The following is a 15,653-nucleotide window of genomic DNA, read 5'->3' as shown; positions in this document are numbered from 1 at the left end:
AATTTATAGTAGTCGCCCCTGTGATTTGGCGGCATCAGCTTCAGCCTTCATTTGAAGGCGTTGACGCTCAATAAATTCTTTTAAGGTGTCAATACCGCGTAATTGCAGAATAGTATTGCGCACTGCAGCCTCAACGAGAACTGCTAAGTTACGACCTGCAGCCACTTGAATTTTGACCATACGAATCGGAATACCGAGCACATCGATGTGTTGCGCTTCAAGGGGTAGTCTTTCGAATTCGCCATCAGCTCTCCGAACAAGCTGAACTATGAGGCGAAGCTTTAATTTGCGGCGCACAGCAGTTTCACCAAAGATAGTGCGAATATCCAAAAGTCCTAACCCCCTTACTTCAAGCAGATTACGTAAGATTACTGCGCAGCGACCTTCAATATAATCGGGCCCAAGGCGTGCAAATTCAACAGCGTCATCAGCAACAAGACCATGTCCACGCGAAATCAATTCAAGACCCAATTCACTTTTGCCAAGACCAGACTCGCCCATAAGCAGAACGCCGAGACCAAGGATGTCCATAAAGACACCGTGCATAGTGATCTGAGGCGCACCAATCTTGGTTAAGTAAATACGTAAATGATCAATTACCTCTGCAGCGGAAACCGTCGTAGTGAATAAAGGGGTTGACGAGCGTTGGCAGAATAATTGCAAGTCTGAATCAGCATTTTTACCATCAGCCACTATGACGCAAGGCGGCGTCTTAGAGATGAAGCTTGCAATCTGTTCCTGCCTTTGTTTGGGTTCCAAGGCAGCGTGATAGTCAACTTCTTGTTCGCCAAAGATTTGAATACGACTTGGATGAAACAGGTTTAAGTGACCCACTAAGTCAGAGCTGGCTGCAGCAGCTTTTACTGCCTCCGGGGGGAAAGTCCGATCAGCACCTTCAAGACCGCCGATCCAAGAAAGTTTTAATTCTGAAACGTTGTCATCAAAAATCTGCTGAGCAGTTACTCCATCGAAGAGTAAGGGCTGAGTCATTTCGTTGTTCCAAAGCGTTGTAAGAGCTCACAAACTTTTACGGGGTCCGAAAATGTCAGTAATGTTTGTCGAGTATCTGTGTCCGAGAGAAGCTGAGCCATTGAAGACAAGATCTCTAAATGTTGCTGTGTTGCTTTTTCAGGCGCTAATAGAAAAATTAAAATGGATACCGGTTCGCCATCAGGGGCCGCAAACTCAATCGGATTTTGCAGTCGCATAAAAGCAGCGCTTGGTTGTTTGAGACCTTTTACTCGACCATGGGGTATAGCAACGCCGGCACCGAGAGCGGTAGAGCCTAAATCTTCACGTGCATTAAGGAACTCAACTACTGAGTTTGCATCAATATCAGTCAGCTTAGAGAAGAGTTCTCCAGCGGCTGCAAATGCATCAGCCCTACTTTTAGCGGGTACATCTAATGCAATGCAGTCGTGAGTAAAAAGATTGGTCAGGGCATTCATGTGAATGGATTATAGGTATCCTGACATAATAGATCATTCAACATGCTTTTCGTGATGATGATCTTGGATCTTTTCTTTGTGTCTGACAACCTGACGCTCTAGCTTATCAACCACTGCATCCATAGCGTGATAAAGGTCCGCATTATGAGCCTCGGCGAATAGGTCTTTTCCTTTTAGGTGAATGGTGATTTCGGCGCTTTGACGAAGATCTTTCTCCTTGGCCTTATCTACTACCAAGAAAGCCGATGCATCAATCATATGACCAAAGTGCTTGCGAATTTTTGCTAATCCCGCCTCAAGGTGGGAACGCATGGCAGGGGTAACTTCCACATGACGACTCTTGATTTTCAAATTCATGATCAACTCCTTTGGTAGATGCTATATACGTGCGCATGAGTACGCTTTGGGTGCGCAGCAGGCCCCTAAAATTTTTGAGCTGTTTTTTGAGAAAATACACCATGAACCTCCAGCGTATCAGCGAATTTGCTGAAAACCAAGAGGGTGGATCAATATTTATTGCTTTAAAAGCACGAAGCCTTGCCGTGTGGGCCTACATTCGGAAGTTTTCACCCAGATAGACTCTTCTGACTGCATCGTTTTGGATAATTTGGGCTGGTTTGCCTTCAGCCAATACGCTGCCTTCACTGATGATGTAGGCGTGATCGCAAATACCGAGGGTTTCACGGACATTATGGTCGGTAATCAGTACTCCAATTTGACGGTCTCTTAAGAAGCGCACAATTCGCTGAATTTCCCCAACAGCAATAGGGTCTACACCGGCAAAAGGCTCATCCAAAAGGATGAATTTTGGCTGGGAAGCTAGCGCGCGTGCGATCTCCACGCGCTTTCGTTCTCCGCCTGAGAGAGAAAGGGCCGGGTTGTTGCGTAAGTGACTTATTTGGAGCTCTCCCAAGAGCTCATCCAAACGATTGGCAATCTCGGCTTTGCTGAGAGGTTTACCGCCTTGCACGTGAAGTTCAAGAACTGCTTGAATATTCTCAGCCACATTCAATTTCCTAAATACGGATGCTTCCTGAGGCAGGTAAGAGAGACCCATGCGAGCCCTCTCATGAATAGGTAGGTGAGTAATATCGGAGCCATCTAAAACAATCTTTCCGTCATCAAGTGGAACGAGTCCCACAATCATGTAAAAAGAAGTGGTTTTACCAGCCCCATTGGGGCCCAGTAAGCCAACGACTTCTCCGCATCTGACTTGGACGGATACATCTCTAACCACAGTTCTTGAGCCATAACGTTTTTGTAGGTTATTGGTGCTCAGTGTTGGTGCATGATTGTCTTGAGTTAAATCCGCTGTCATTTCTCTAGGGTTGCTTTTCGTCTTGGTGAAAGGATTGCTCTAGCTAAAGGCAGAGCTTCTGGCTTTGCATCTTTGGGGGGGGTGACTTGATAGTGCTGCTTGACATCATCGTACTCAATTTTCCAGCCTTTTAATTGGTCAAGCATTTGCATATTGAGTAGTCGTTTTAAAGTGGCGTCACCAGTAAGCGTCAGAAACTCAGTCTTAGCATCATAAGTAACCTGTTCACCGCGTCCCTGCATAAACTCATCAGCCGGGCCCTCTCGTCGTTGTCTAAAGCTGGCTACCGCATTGGGTGTACCAATCACATCTACAAACTCATATCCTTGAGGGTCTACAGTAATGCGCCCATCTTCACCAGTAACAATAATGCTGCCCTTGATTAGCAGAACTTGACCATTGAGGTCGTAGACTTGTTTGACGTCATTTACTGAAACTTTTTCGGCCTCTAGGATTACGGGCTTATCTTGGTCTGCCTTTTCAGCATGTGCTGGATGTGCCACCATAACACTGAGGGCAATCATGCTTGCTGAGATTGAACACTTAAGCAAACGAGTCAACAAATGCATTTTTATGGATTTCTCCGCGGAGCCCGCTCTATACGGCCTTTTACTTGACCGCTCATGACCATGCTTTGTTCGACATTATTGCAGATTCCACCTGCAGTTGAGTGCATTATTGACATTCCCTGCTCGAGAGTAACCGGTCTATTCGTTTCAATCATGTCATCATTAATCAATACTTTGAAGTAACTTGAGCTAGCCAGCATTCTTAGGGTGGCAGGTTGATTTGCTGTGGCTTCTTGTGCTGGTCTACAAATGGATGCGTTGTCATACAAATCTAAGATGGTGAGATCACCATCCAAATGTCCAGTATCAGATTTGACAGTGACAGGCGCCTTCTCCGCTTGAAATAAACGCATACGGGGTGTGACTATATCGATAGATGCATCGTCATCATAGTGGGTAATCTTAACCCCCAAAATGCGATATTTTGTATTACCAAATTCATTTAAGGCAGAGAGCGCCCCATACTTTATCGTGTAATCCGGCTCATGGAGGCGGGCTCTTTCTGAGGGTGATTTTGCCGGCGGTGTATTTTTTTGCACTAACCAAAAAGTAGCTAAGGTCAGTGCACCCATCAAAATTAAAGGTGTAAGGCCTAATAGTGCTCGTCCAATACCAAGCTTAATTTCTCGGGGACTTATTTGCATTATTTAGCTACGCGCCTTATTGAGTAGCGCGTCATATTGATTTTGTGCTTTGAGAATGAGATCGCATATTTCGCGAACCGCACTGTTGCCTCCACTACGAGTCGTCACCAGATGCGCCATTTCTTTAACGGCTTCATGACCTTGTGCAGGGCAAATTCGTAAGCCAGCGTTCTTCATCATCTGTAAATCAGGCCAGTCATCACCCATTACAGCGCAATCTGCAGCGGTAAGGTTTAATGATTTAAGAACCTCACTCAATGCAATTGCTTTGTTATCAACGCCCATGTGAATATGGGTGATGCCAAGCTCTTCGCAGCGCGCTAAAACCATTTTGGAATTTCTGCCAGTAATAATGGCAGTCGAGATGCCGCATTGTTCTAGCCACTTAATCCCCAGACCATCTTGAATATCAAAGGCTTTCAAAGACTCCTTACCATCTGCGCCGATCCAGACTTGTCCATTAGTGAGAACGCCATCGACATCTAAAACCAAGAGCTTTACTTTGCTCGCTCGCTCCCAGGCTTGTGGATATTGACTGAGCGGGTTGGTATTGTGGTTGTGAAAGGCGCTGGGCATGAAAGGATTCCAATGCTGAGGGTGTTAAATCACTTTGGCTGCAAATAAGTCATGCAGATTCAAGGCGCCTAATAAATGGCCTGCGTCATCGGTCACTACCAAGTGGTTGATACGATGTTTTTCCATCATCTCAATTGCTTCTTCTGCTAGTAATTCTGCAGGAATGGTGCGTGGATCTGGAGTGGTGACACTCTCGAGTTTGATGCCATCAAGATTGGTATTTTTTTCAAGAAGACGACGTAAATTTCCATCAGTCAAAATGCCAAGTACTTTTTTATCAGAATTCAGAAGAACTACCATTCCCATTCGTTTGGCTGTCATCTCCAGTAATGCATCTTGTAAAGACGCTTTGATCGAGATTTTTGGAGTGTCAGCAAAAGTGCGCATCACTTCGCTCACATACATGAGCTGCTTGCGGCCAAGCCTACCACCTGGGTGAGAACGAATAAAGTCTTCGGCCTTAAATCCTCTGGCATCGAGTAATGCAACAGCCAAAGCATCGCCCATTGCCAATGCTGCGGTGGTGCTGGTAGTAGGAGCAAGATTTAACGGGCAAGCCTCTTTTTCAACGCTTGTATCTAGGTGTGCATCAGCTAGTTTGGCTAGGGAAGAATGTGGGGCGCCAGTTAAAGCAATCAGTTTTGCGCCAGTGCGTTTCACAATTGGAACGATGGTTAATAGCTCATCGGTCTCACCAGAATTGGAAAGTGCGACAAAAACATCATCTCTGGTAACCATGCCTAAATCACCATGACTTGCTTCAGCTGGATGAACAAAAAAGGCAGGGGATCCAGTAGAAGCAAAGGTGGCAGCAATTTTTCGGGCAATATGACCAGATTTGCCAATCCCGGACACCACGATTCTGCCTTTGCAGGCGTGTAAGAGTTCTACTGCCAATACCAGGGCATCGGCGTTGACCCCCTCAAGGCGGTTACGCATTGTTTGCAGTGCGGCAGCCTCAAGAGTGAGGGTTTCACGTGCAAGCTTTAGGGTATGTTCACGAGTCTTAGCTATCATCAAGTAAGTATATGCCGTCAGTCCTTCAATTAACCCTCATTCTCCTGGCCTCGGGTGTGGCAGGAGTGGTTATTTTCCGCTATTTTGGGTTGCCCCCCATTTTGGGCTATTTGGCCATAGGTGTCATGATTGGTCCACATGCCCTGGGCTTGGCCAATGATTCGGCTACGGTGAAGTATCTGGCCGAATTTGGCGTAGTGTTCTTGATGTTCTCAATTGGACTGGAATTTAATCTCCACAAGCTCAGGGCAATGCGAGGTATTGTATTTAGATTGGGTGGTAGTCAGGTCATTTTGACGATGTTGCTTGCGGTTCCTGCAAGTCTATTAATGAATTGGATTTATCCGATTTCATGGCATGCCGCAATTGCTCTAGGTGGCGCACTGGCTATGTCATCCACGGCGATCGTCACTAAGTTGATTTCAGATCGTGCTGAATTAGAAACCGAGCATGGACGTAACGTGGTTGGTATTTTGCTATTTCAAGATTTGGCTGTGGTCTTTTTGTTGATCTTGTTGCCATCTCTTGGAAAAAATCTTTCAGACTTATTTGTTGCCCTCTCCGCTGCTTCAATCAAAATTACGGTTGCTTTGATATTGATTTTCTTTATTGGCCAAAGCTTGATGAGCCATTGGTTTAGATTGGTTGCTAAGCTACGCTCGCAAGAGTTATTTATGTTGAACCTTCTGCTAATCGTTTTAGGTATGGCGGGACTCACTGAACACCTTGGTTTATCCCTCGCACTTGGTGCCTTTCTTGCAGGCATGTTGATCTCTGAAACGCCCTATCGCCATCAGGTGGAAGAGGATGTCAAACCTTTTCGCGATGTCTTACTTGGCCTCTTCTTTATTACGATTGGTATGTTGCTAGACTTCAACGTCATTCGTGAGCAATGGTTACTAGTTCTGGCTCTTCTGGTGGGGCCGCTGATCTTTAAGTTTGGTCTAATTGCATTGCTCTCTCGAGCCTTTGGCTCTAGCCCTGGCATCTCCATTAGAACTGGACTCTGTTTAGCTCAAGCAGGTGAATTTGGCTTTGTTTTACTCAATCAAATTGATGGTTTAGATTTAATTGATCCCACCCTGAGTCAAGCTGTATTAGCAGCGATGTTGATCTCCATGTTTTGCGCACCGTTTTTAATTGAATATAGCGATCGTATTGCGATGCGTTTCTCTAATAATGAATGGCTCTTACAATCTCTGGCATTGACTCGAGTAGCATCAAAAAGTGTTCGTAATGAAAACCATGTAATTATTTGTGGCTTTGGTCGCTCAGGTCAAAGCTTAGCTCGTATGCTTGAGCAAGAAAAAATTCCCTACATTGCTTTGGACTTAGATCCTGATCGTGTACAGGAGGTCGCAGCTGCTGGCGATAATATCGTATATGGAGATGCAAGTCGTGAATATTTCCTTGCTGCCGCCGGTTTATCAAGAGCAAAGGCAGTAGTGATTACTTATGCTGATACCGCAGCAAGCATGCGGGTGCTGCGTCAAGTAGAGCATTTACGTCCGGGAATGACTGTTCTAGTGCGCACCAGAGATGATTCGGATATTGCCAAGTTACAAGCTGCTGGTGCCACCGAGGTAGTTCCCGAGTTGATTGAAGGCGGCTTGATGATTGCCTCCCATGTGCTATTAATCATGGGAGTGCCGATGCGTAAGGTGGTAAGACGTATCACCACTGCTCGAGAGGAGCGTTATAGCTTATTAAGAGGCTACTTTAGAGGTTCAGCAGATGATGATTTTGGTTCGAATGAGTCATGGCGTTTACATGCTATTACCCTATTACCGAACTCCCAGGCGATTGGTAAAACTCTTGGTGCACTTGATTTGGAAGTGGATGGCGTTAATGTTCAAGCGGTAAGACGCAAAATTCGAAATGCTGATTATGTGAAATTAGATCCTACTCCTGATTTGCTACTGGAGGCCAATGACATTCTGGTGATCTCAGGTAATTCAGAGGCGACTGATTTGGCCGAAGCTAAACTGATCTGAGATCAGTCAACCCACTCTTTCTATTCTTTTTGCTGGTAACAGAAGATTTACGAGTTAGTAAAGGTGCTAAGTAGTGACCAGTAAAGCTTGCCTCATTTTTTGCCACTTCTTCCGGTGTACCAGTTGCAATAATCTGCCCGCCACCTGCGCCACCTTTAGGTCCTAGATCAATAATCCAATCAGCAGTTTTGATCACATCTAAGTTGTGCTCAATGATGACAATCGTATTGCCTTGCTTCTTCAGGGTTTGAATAACCGTGAGTAGTAGTTGGATGTCATGAAAGTGAAGGCCTGTAGTGGGCTCATCCAAGATATATAGAGTTCTCCCAGTGTCTCGTTTTGAGAGTTCAAGAGAAAGTTTGACGCGCTGCGCTTCGCCGCCAGAGAGTGTGGTGGCACTTTGACCCAGTTTTACGTAACCTAATCCAACATCGAGCAAAGTTTTGAGTTTGCGCTTGACTACAGGTACTGCATCAAAGAATGCATGCGTTTGTTCGATGGTCATTGATAGTACTTCATGGATATTCTTACCCTTGTAGCGAATATCTAAAGTCTCTCGGTTATATCTCTTTCCATGACACACATCGCATGGAACGTAGACATCAGGCAAAAAGTGCATTTCTACTTTAAGAACACCATCGCCTTCACACGAATCGCAGCGACCTCCTTTTACGTTAAAGGAGAAGCGACCAGCTTCATAGCCGCGTTCACGTGATGCTGGGACGCCTGCAAACAATTCTCTAATCGGGGTAAAGAGTCCTGTGTAGGTGGCTGGGTTAGAGCGCGGCGTTCTACCAATCGGGGATTGGTCAACGCTGATGACTTTATCAAAATGCTCTAAGCCTTTCATGGCATCGTGTGCGGCAGGTTCTGTATTGGAGCCATAGAGGTGCTGAGCTACTGCATGATGCAAGGTATCGTTAATGAGGGTCGATTTGCCTGAGCCAGAAACACCAGTAACGCAAGTTAACAAACCAACCGGAATTTTTGCGTGTACTGACTGCAAGTTGTTACCACGCGCCCCAACAATTTCAAGGAAGCGATCATTTACTGGGATGCGTGTTTCTGGTACGGCAATAGCTTCACGACCCGATAAATAAGCACCTGTTAAAGAGCTTGTATTTGCTTCGATTTCTGCTGGGGTGCCTTGAGCAACAATTTCGCCACCATGAACCCCAGCTCCAGGCCCAATATCAATGACCCAGTCAGAAGCGCGAACCATATCTTCATCATGTTCTACGACTAAGACGCTATTGCCTAAATCACGTAAATGCTTCAGTGTGCGAATGAGACGATCGTTATCGCGTTGATGCAAGCCTATAGAGGGCTCGTCTAGTACGTACATTACACCTGTTAAGCCTGACCCAATTTGGCTCGCTAGACGAATACGTTGGGCCTCCCCACCTGAGAGGGTATCGGCACTCCGTTCGAGCGAGAGGTAATCGAGACCTACATCATTTAAGTAGCGAAGACGCGCGCTAATTTCTTTCACAATCTTATCGGCGATTTCTCTTTTAGCGCCTTTGAGCTCAAGAGCCTCAAAATACTCTTTTGCTTCTTTTAGCGGCAAGGCGCTGATCTCATAAATTGCACGAGATTGTTGCTTTTCGCCCACTTTGACAAATCGTGCTTCTTTACGTAAGCGACTACCATTACATTCGGGACAGGTTTGGACGTTTTGATAACGAGATAACTCTTCACGCACTGTCATTGAGTCGGTTTCACGATAGCGTCGTTCGAAGTTTGCAACAATTCCTTCAAAAGCATGTTGCCGAATACTATTGTTGCCACGCTCATTGATATATTCAAATGGAATGGTGACTTCACCAGATCCAAAGAGAATTAAATCCTGTTGTTTTTTACTTAGACTTTCAAATGGCTTTTCCACATCAAAGCCACCATGTTTAGCAAGGGTTTGAAGGAGCTTGAAATAAAACTGATTACGACGATCCCAACCCTTAATCGCTCCAGAAGCGAGGGATAAGTCAGGATGCGCGACGATCCGCTTTGGGTCAAAGAAAGATTGATGACCCAGTCCATCACAGGATGAGCACGCACCCATTGGATTGTTGAATGAAAAGAGTCGAGGCTCTAGCTCTTGAAGCGAGTATGAACAAACAGGGCAGGCAAACTTGCTAGAGAAGATCATCTCTTTACCGGTGTCCATCTCTACAATCATGGACTTTCCATCTGCTAGTCTTAATGCGGTCTCAAATGACTCTGCCAAACGTTGTTGAATATCGGGGCATACTTTGATGCGATCAACTACCACTTCAATCAAGTGCTTATCGTTCTTCTTTAAGGTGGGTAGTTGGTCTACTTCAAATATTTCTGCTTTTGCAGCGTTTGCGGTACCACCACCTGAGCGAACACGAAAGCGCACAAAGCCTTGGGCCTGTAGGCCTTGGAAGAGATCAACGAATTCGCCTTTACGCTCACTCACTACAGGAGCTAGGATCAGTAACTTTGTGTCTTCTGGCATCGACAGAACGGTATCGACCATTTGCGAAACACTTTGTGCCTCAAGCGGTAAATCATGGTCTGGACAATGTGGCGTACCTGCGCGTGCAAACAATAAGCGTAAGTAATCATGAATTTCAGTAACCGTACCTACGGTTGAACGAGGATTGTGGCTTGTGGCTTTTTGCTCAATCGAAATTGCAGAAGAAAGCCCCTCAATCGTATCGACATCTGGCTTTTCCATCAGTTGTAAAAACTGACGGGCATAAGCAGAGAGAGATTCAACATAGCGGCGTTGACCTTCTGCATAGAGGGTGTCAAAAGCCAATGAGCTTTTGCCTGAACCCGATAGGCCAGTAAGGACAACAAGTTTCTCTCTAGGAATGTCTAGATTGATGTTTTTAAGGTTATGGGTGCGGGCACCGCGGATCTTTATTTCGTTATTCATGATTTTTTAGCGTAACTTGTTAATATAGCTCTTTCCCATGAATCCTTCTGAACTTCGCTCCACTCTGGCCTTAGCAGGCATATTTGGCCTTCGCATGCTGGGTCTTTTCTTGCTATTGCCTATCTTCAGCATTCATGCGCGTAGCTTGCTAGGGGGTGAGAACGCCCTTTGGGTTGGTTTGACCCTTGGGATCTTTAATATCGTTCAAGCCTGCTTTTATATCCCTTTGGGGCGTTTATCTGACCGTGTTGGCCGCAAGCCCGTTGTTCTATGGGGATTGTCCTTGTTTGTGGCTGGCGCCCTGATCTGTGCTGCGAAAGACGATTTGCTCTGGATCGCTATTGGTCGAGGAATTATGGGAGCGGGTGCGGTTTCTGCGGCTATTTCAGCTTGGGTAGCCGATTTGACCAGGGAGCAGGTTCGCACGCGTGCTATGGCCTTGGTCGGCGGGAGTATTGCCCTGTCTTTTGCTTTGTCTCTGGTGATTGCTACCCCAATTTATCGCGTTATTGGTCTGAGTGGAATTTTTATCGTGTTGGCAGTGTTGGGTGTCATTGCGATGTTTGTGACGTATTACATGTTGCCTAGTAGTAAACCAGAGGCAAAGGTGCAACAAGATTCGCTGAATGAAATTTTTTTCCGTCCAGAGTTGATGCGTTTAAATTTGGGTGTATTCGTATTACATGCAACCCAAGTGTCCATGTTTATGGTCGTGCCTCACCTACTGGTGCAAGCAGGCTTACCGCTTTCGTCGCATTGGGAAATTTACTTGCCAGTAGTGCTGCTATCTTTTTTATTGATGGCACCGATTCTGATTTTTGGTGAGAAGAATCAACAACTCCGCCTAACTTTATTGTTAGCAATTACTCTCCTGTTAATTGCTGAAATTCTATTTGCATATACCGCATCAATTATCTTGCTCACGATTGCCTTGGTGATTTATTTCGTCGGCTTTAACTTACTAGAAGCTTTGCAGCCTTCATTAGTGTCACGCTTTGCCCAAGAATCTAAGGGCGCAGTATTGGGCATTTTTAATACCACTCAGTCAATTGGCATATTTGCTGGTGCTGCTATTGGGGGCTATTTGATGGATGGCCATGGCGATATCTCAGTCTTTATTACGGGTATAGTGCTCTTATTTTGCTGGCTTATAATTGCATGGTCGATGGGTGAAACGCCAGCGAAAGTAACAAAGTCTGAGGAAGTAGCCGCAAAGACATAACCGCAGCTTCATTGATTAATTTAGAGTGCACAGTAAATTTTTGAGCAGTCATAACAACAGCAGTATTTTTCTGCGGGAGACAACATGGCTTCGGTAAATAAAGTCATCATCGTAGGTAACGTTGGATGTGATCCAGAAACGCGCTACATGCCCAGTGGCGACGCCGTTACAAATATTTCAGTAGCAACATCTGATCGTTACAAAGACAAACAAACCGGCGAAATGAAAGAGACCACGGAATGGCACCGTGTTGCTTTCTTTGGCAAGCTTGCTGAAATCGCTGGTCAGTACCTTAAAAAAGGTTCGCAAGTTTATGTTGAAGGTCGTTTGCGAACACGCAAATGGACTGATGCCAGCGGTCAAGAGAAGTATTCCACTGAGATTGTTGCGGAGACTATGCAAATGCTAGGTGGTAAGCCGGTAGGCGGAAGTAGTGATGGTGGTAAGAGCTATAGCCGCTCAAAACCGGCTGAGCAGTCGTCTCCAGCCGCATCCAATGCGGCCTCACTGGGTGCAATGGATGATGACATTCCGTTCTAAGGAACACTCAATAATCCATTAGCCGTTAGTTACTGGCTTGAATAACAAAACCCCTTCTAGGATTTCCTAAAAGGGGTGTTTTATTTCTATTGCCGAGCATGGTGAATATTTTCCAGCCAAGGAGAATTGTAATCAGTACGGAAAGGGTTTATGTCCAAATCTCCGCGTCGCGTGTAACGTGCATACACAGATAGCCTTTCAGGCTTGCACTGGCGCTTGATGTCAGTGAAGATGGTTTCTACGCAATGTTCATGAAACTCACCAAGCTGCCTAAAGCCAATTAGATAGCGCAAAAGACCCTCTTCAGGGGCCTACCTTGGTAGCGGATTTGCACACTAGCCCAATCAGGCTGTCCCGTTACGGGGCACTTTGACTTCAGTAAACGAGAAACCAGATACTGCTCAATGGGGCCACAAAACTCATTTACCTCTCACAAGCTGGGGTTTGCAGGCATGCTTGGATCGACCTCAATATCCAGGCGATCCAACAAAATACCGCCCATTTCTTGCATACCTTTTTTGGAGATGGGCTCGATTGGGTTAATACGAGCTGTGATTTTGCTACCCGCAACCTCTGACAAATCCGCAGTGAGTCGCTCCTTAACTTCCTTCTCATCCGTAAAGCGTCCGCCATTCAGACTATTGAGATAGAGCTTGAATGATTTTGATTCCATCATGTTTAGAGAATCGGCTGGAATCTGGAATTCTGCTATTGCAATTTGGGCTTACCTTTTAGGTTGAGCCAGCTCAATTCAAATGCATTCCAAAAGTCTACGCCTACACATGGTAAGGCTTACTCTTGTTTAATGCCAATCTTCGCTCGGTTCACGCTTCGTGGAATCGGAAATAGTAGACTTGGATCATATTGATCTGGATAATGTGTTGCTTGCCCTAGTGAAATGGTTGCCATAACCATTATTAATAAGCAGTTTGATACTTACCTTTTAGGTTGCTTGGAGACGCCAGACACAACATGACCCGTAGGTGTTACAGAGGCGGCGGATTGACAATGACCTGTTTGATCATCAAAGAAACAGTCGGGTTCAAATTCTCGCAACAACTCACTCTTCGATAAACCGCCTAAGAACATTGCTTCATCCACATCAATGCCCCATGCCATCAACGTACGAATAGCACGTTCATGAGCTGGCGCAGAGCGCGCTGTGACTAGCGCAGTTCGAATCCGCATACCGTTTTCACTAGTGGAGCGTTGCAGTCTATGTAATGCTTCTAGTAGCGGCTTAAATGGACCCGGAGGTAATGGAATATCGACTTTCTTACTTTCATGGTCTACAAATGCCTCGAGTCCTTTTTTCTGAAATACTTGTTCAGCCTCATCGGAAAAGAGGACTGCATCACCGTCAAAGGCAATACGGATTTCATTTGGGTGAGACTCCGCTGTTTTGCGGGACTATGGATAAACCTGAGCAGCGGGAAAGCCAGCATCAATCGTAGCGCGCACATCATCCTCATTCGCGGAGAGAAATAGATTTGCGTGCAGTGAGCGCAGGTAGTGATAAGGTGGGCGACCTCTTGTAAATACGCCCCGTTCCAGCTGTAAGCCATGGTGCTCTACTGAACGGAAGATTCGTAAACCGCTGACAGGATCATTACGCGAAAGGATGACTGCCTCTACTCGTTGCTCACCCTCTTCGTTGAACGTTAGAAGTTTTTTTACTAATGGAAAGGCGACACCTGTTTGGGCTGCAATACCGAGACGGTCCAACTGTAATTTCATGTAAGCACTATCGTCAGTGGATTCGAAGATGCGATTTTCTTCTTCACAATCAAATAGTGCGCGTGAGGAGATCGCGACAACCAGTTTTCCAGTAAGTGAATATGACACGACTCAGGCTTTACTTAAGAAATAGGCGGTAAGCGGGATTGTTGCCATCCTCCCAGTGTGGATAACCCAAGCTGACCAAGAAACTTGTAAATTCCTTTGGTTCGTTTGGGGGGAACCTGTATCCCAACCAGAATCCGGCCATAGTCAGCGCCGTGATTGCGGTAGTGGAATAAGCTGATGTTCCAGTTGGGAGCCATGCTTATTAAGAATTTCATTAAAGCACCAGGGCGCTCTGGGAATTCAAAGCGATATAACAGTTCATCCTTGGCAAGTGGAGAATGACCGCCAACCATATGACGCAAATGGGACTTTGCTAACTCATCATGAGTTAGATCAAGTGTTGCAAATTTTGCTTTACGGAAATGCTTTGCAATGGCTTCACTATCACCTGCTTTTTGCGTGCTGATACCAACAAAAATATGCGCTTCAGATTGATCTCCAATGCGATAGTTAAATTCCGTTACATTACGTTTGCCGAGTAATGCGCAGAAGCGTTTGAAGGAGCCACGTTCTTCAGGAAGGGTGACTGCAAAGACCGCCTCTCGGAATTTACCAACATCAGCCCGTTCAGCAACAAAGCGCAGACGACTAAAGTTCATATTTTCACCGCAGGCCACAGCTACTATGGTTTTCTTCTTAATGCGCTTCTTCTCAACATACTTCTTCATGCCAGCAATGGCTAGTGCGCCAGCGGGTTCTAAGATGCTGCGAGTGTCAGTAAAGACATCATTAATTGCAGTGCAGATTTCATCGGTGTCTACGGTCACTATTTCATCTACAACGTTCTTGCAAATACGAAATGTTTCTTTGTCAACCAGTTTGACAGCGGTACCATCAGAAAACAAACCAACATCTTTCATCTCAATGCGTTTATTCGCCTTTAGAGATTGATTCATCGCATCGGAGTCTGATGCTTGCACGCCGATCGCTTTTGTTTTTAGGTTCACTTCTGTGAAGTATTCACCAATACCTGCAATGAGGCCACCACAACCAATAGCCACAAAGACTGCATCGATGGGCTTTCATATTGAGTGAAAATTTCGTGGGCGATTGTTCCTTGTCCCGCGATGACATCGGGATCATCAAAAGGATGAACAAAAGTTAATCCCCGCTTTTTGGCGATCGCTTCAGCATGCTTAAACGCATCACTATAGGCCTCTCTGTGCAGGATGATTTCAACCCACGAACCACCCCTCGCCTTTACTGCATCAATCTTGACGCTTGGAGTAGTAACAGGTATCACAATTACGGCCTTGCATTTCATCGTAGCCGCTGAGAGGGCCACGCCCTGGGCGTGATTGCCTGCCGATGCTGCAATCATTCCGCGTTTCAGGGCCTCCAGTGGTAAATGGGCCATTTTGTTGTAAGCGCCACGCAGTTTGAAGGAGAAAACCGGTTGGTTATCCTCTCTTTTCAAAAGAACCTGATTGCCTAAACGTTTTGTAAGTTCAGGTGCGAGCTGGAGTTCGGTTGCCCTAGCTACGTCATAAACGCGAGCCGATAAAATTTTCTTTAGATCGTTTGTTGTCACTCAATGAGCGTACCACGGATGGCTTCTAAGCCCTTAGAGTT

Annotated in this window: 12 protein-coding genes and 3 pseudogenes; 3 read left to right on the top strand and 12 right to left on the bottom strand. The window is 45.7% G+C overall.

The genetic code is table 11. From position 1 onward, the window contains the following. Window positions 1–3: 3 nt before the first annotated feature. The 8 genes from hprK to DXE31_RS02830 all read right to left on the bottom strand — a co-directional run bounded on the left by hprK (window position 4) and on the right by DXE31_RS02830 (window position 5,572). Window positions 4–990, bottom strand: coding sequence for an HPr(Ser) kinase/phosphatase (gene hprK, locus DXE31_RS02865; RefSeq protein WP_114697747.1), 987 nt, complete (start codon window positions 988–990; stop codon window positions 4–6). After that, window positions 987–1,448: a PTS sugar transporter subunit IIA gene (locus DXE31_RS02860; RefSeq protein ID WP_114697746.1), complete on the bottom strand. Its 462-nt coding sequence runs from the start codon at window positions 1,446–1,448 to the stop codon at window positions 987–989. The genes hprK and DXE31_RS02860 overlap by 4 nt, the downstream gene beginning before the upstream one ends. Before the next feature lie 33 nt (window positions 1,449–1,481). After that, window positions 1,482–1,805 (bottom strand): ribosome hibernation-promoting factor, HPF/YfiA family, encoded by a 324-nt coding sequence (gene hpf / locus DXE31_RS02855; protein ID WP_114697745.1) that lies wholly within the window; start codon window positions 1,803–1,805, stop codon window positions 1,482–1,484. A gap of 193 nt (window positions 1,806–1,998) precedes the next feature. Beyond that, the gene (lptB, locus tag DXE31_RS02850; RefSeq protein ID WP_114697744.1) at window positions 1,999–2,766 is read right to left on the bottom strand and encodes an LPS export ABC transporter ATP-binding protein; all 768 of its coding nucleotides are present in this window, start codon (window positions 2,764–2,766) and stop codon (window positions 1,999–2,001) included. Continuing rightward, complete coding sequence (lptA, locus tag DXE31_RS02845; RefSeq protein ID WP_231969309.1) at window positions 2,763–3,290, bottom strand: lipopolysaccharide transport periplasmic protein LptA; 528 nt, start codon at window positions 3,288–3,290, stop codon at window positions 2,763–2,765. Before lptA ends, lptB begins: the two co-directional genes overlap by 4 nt. 47 nt (window positions 3,291–3,337) lie before the next feature. Continuing rightward, entirely contained in the window at window positions 3,338–3,979 is a 642-nt protein-coding gene (gene lptC, locus DXE31_RS02840) for an LPS export ABC transporter periplasmic protein LptC (RefSeq protein WP_114697743.1), read from the bottom strand. 3 nt (window positions 3,980–3,982) lie between these two features. Then, window positions 3,983–4,555: a KdsC family phosphatase gene (locus tag DXE31_RS02835; protein WP_114697742.1), complete on the bottom strand. Its 573-nt coding sequence runs from the start codon at window positions 4,553–4,555 to the stop codon at window positions 3,983–3,985. A 24-nt stretch (window positions 4,556–4,579) separates the two neighbouring features. After that, a complete protein-coding gene (locus DXE31_RS02830; protein WP_114697741.1) occupies window positions 4,580–5,572 on the bottom strand; it encodes a KpsF/GutQ family sugar-phosphate isomerase in 993 nt (330 codons plus the stop codon). A gap of 11 nt (window positions 5,573–5,583) precedes the next feature. On the opposite strand from DXE31_RS02830, the gene DXE31_RS02825 reads away from it, so the two are divergent. After that, the gene (locus DXE31_RS02825; RefSeq protein ID WP_114697740.1) at window positions 5,584–7,566 is read left to right on the top strand and encodes a monovalent cation:proton antiporter family protein; all 1,983 of its coding nucleotides are present in this window, start codon (window positions 5,584–5,586) and stop codon (window positions 7,564–7,566) included. Here the strand turns inward: DXE31_RS02825 and uvrA are convergent. Then, entirely contained in the window at window positions 7,553–10,474 is a 2,922-nt protein-coding gene (gene uvrA, locus DXE31_RS02820; protein WP_114697739.1) for an excinuclease ABC subunit UvrA, read from the bottom strand. The genes DXE31_RS02825 and uvrA overlap by 14 nt on opposite strands. Before the next feature lie 37 nt (window positions 10,475–10,511). Here uvrA and DXE31_RS02815 point away from each other — a divergent pair, with 37 nt between their 5' ends. After that, the gene (locus DXE31_RS02815) at window positions 10,512–11,696 is read left to right on the top strand and encodes an MFS transporter (protein ID WP_114697738.1); all 1,185 of its coding nucleotides are present in this window, start codon (window positions 10,512–10,514) and stop codon (window positions 11,694–11,696) included. An 84-nt stretch (window positions 11,697–11,780) separates the two neighbouring features. Next, on the top strand, window positions 11,781–12,236 hold the full coding sequence (gene ssb, locus DXE31_RS02810) for a single-stranded DNA-binding protein (protein ID WP_114697737.1): 456 nt from the start codon (window positions 11,781–11,783) through the stop codon (window positions 12,234–12,236). Between the two features lie 86 nt (window positions 12,237–12,322). Here ssb and queF read toward each other — a convergent pair. The 3 pseudogenes from queF to ilvA all read right to left on the bottom strand — a co-directional run bounded on the left by queF (window position 12,323) and on the right by ilvA (window position 15,612). Continuing rightward, window positions 12,323–13,151 (bottom strand): annotated as a pseudogene (gene queF / locus DXE31_RS02805) (NADPH-dependent 7-cyano-7-deazaguanine reductase QueF). 21 nt (window positions 13,152–13,172) lie between these two features. Further along, window positions 13,173–14,081 (bottom strand): annotated as a pseudogene (locus tag DXE31_RS02800) (5'-nucleotidase). Window positions 14,082–14,091: 10 nt separating this feature from the next. Then, window positions 14,092–15,612, bottom strand: a pseudogene (ilvA, locus tag DXE31_RS02795) (threonine ammonia-lyase, biosynthetic). Window positions 15,613–15,653: the final 41 nt, after the last annotated feature.

Origin of the sequence: Polynucleobacter necessarius (assembly GCF_900095185.1) — a bacterium.
Taxonomy (GTDB): Bacteria; Pseudomonadota; Gammaproteobacteria; order Burkholderiales; family Burkholderiaceae; genus Polynucleobacter.
Note: the sequence above shows the minus strand (reverse complement) of the source record. Positions and strands in the feature narration are given on the sequence as shown.

What these genes read in the sequence shown, in the direction of transcription:
- ssb (WP_114697737.1), top strand. Translation starts at nt 11,781, where the DNA reads ATGGCTTCGGTAAATAAAGTCATCATCGTAGGTAACGTTGGATGTGAT.
- DXE31_RS02825 (WP_114697740.1), top strand. Translation starts at nt 5,584, where the DNA reads ATGCCGTCAGTCCTTCAATTAACCCTCATTCTCCTGGCCTCGGGTGTG.
- DXE31_RS02815 (WP_114697738.1), top strand. Translation starts at nt 10,512, where the DNA reads ATGAATCCTTCTGAACTTCGCTCCACTCTGGCCTTAGCAGGCATATTT.
- DXE31_RS02830 (WP_114697741.1), bottom strand. Translation starts at nt 5,572, where the DNA reads ATGATAGCTAAGACTCGTGAACATACCCTAAAGCTTGCACGTGAAACC.
- lptA (WP_231969309.1), bottom strand. Translation starts at nt 3,290, where the DNA reads ATGATTGCCCTCAGTGTTATGGTGGCACATCCAGCACATGCTGAAAAG.
- lptC (WP_114697743.1), bottom strand. Translation starts at nt 3,979, where the DNA reads ATGCAAATAAGTCCCCGAGAAATTAAGCTTGGTATTGGACGAGCACTA.
- hprK (WP_114697747.1), bottom strand. Translation starts at nt 990, where the DNA reads ATGACTCAGCCCTTACTCTTCGATGGAGTAACTGCTCAGCAGATTTTT.
- lptB (WP_114697744.1), bottom strand. Translation starts at nt 2,766, where the DNA reads ATGACAGCGGATTTAACTCAAGACAATCATGCACCAACACTGAGCACC.
- hpf (WP_114697745.1), bottom strand. Translation starts at nt 1,805, where the DNA reads ATGAATTTGAAAATCAAGAGTCGTCATGTGGAAGTTACCCCTGCCATG.
- DXE31_RS02835 (WP_114697742.1), bottom strand. Translation starts at nt 4,555, where the DNA reads ATGCCCAGCGCCTTTCACAACCACAATACCAACCCGCTCAGTCAATAT.
- DXE31_RS02860 (WP_114697746.1), bottom strand. Translation starts at nt 1,448, where the DNA reads ATGAATGCCCTGACCAATCTTTTTACTCACGACTGCATTGCATTAGAT.
- uvrA (WP_114697739.1), bottom strand. Translation starts at nt 10,474, where the DNA reads ATGAATAACGAAATAAAGATCCGCGGTGCCCGCACCCATAACCTTAAA.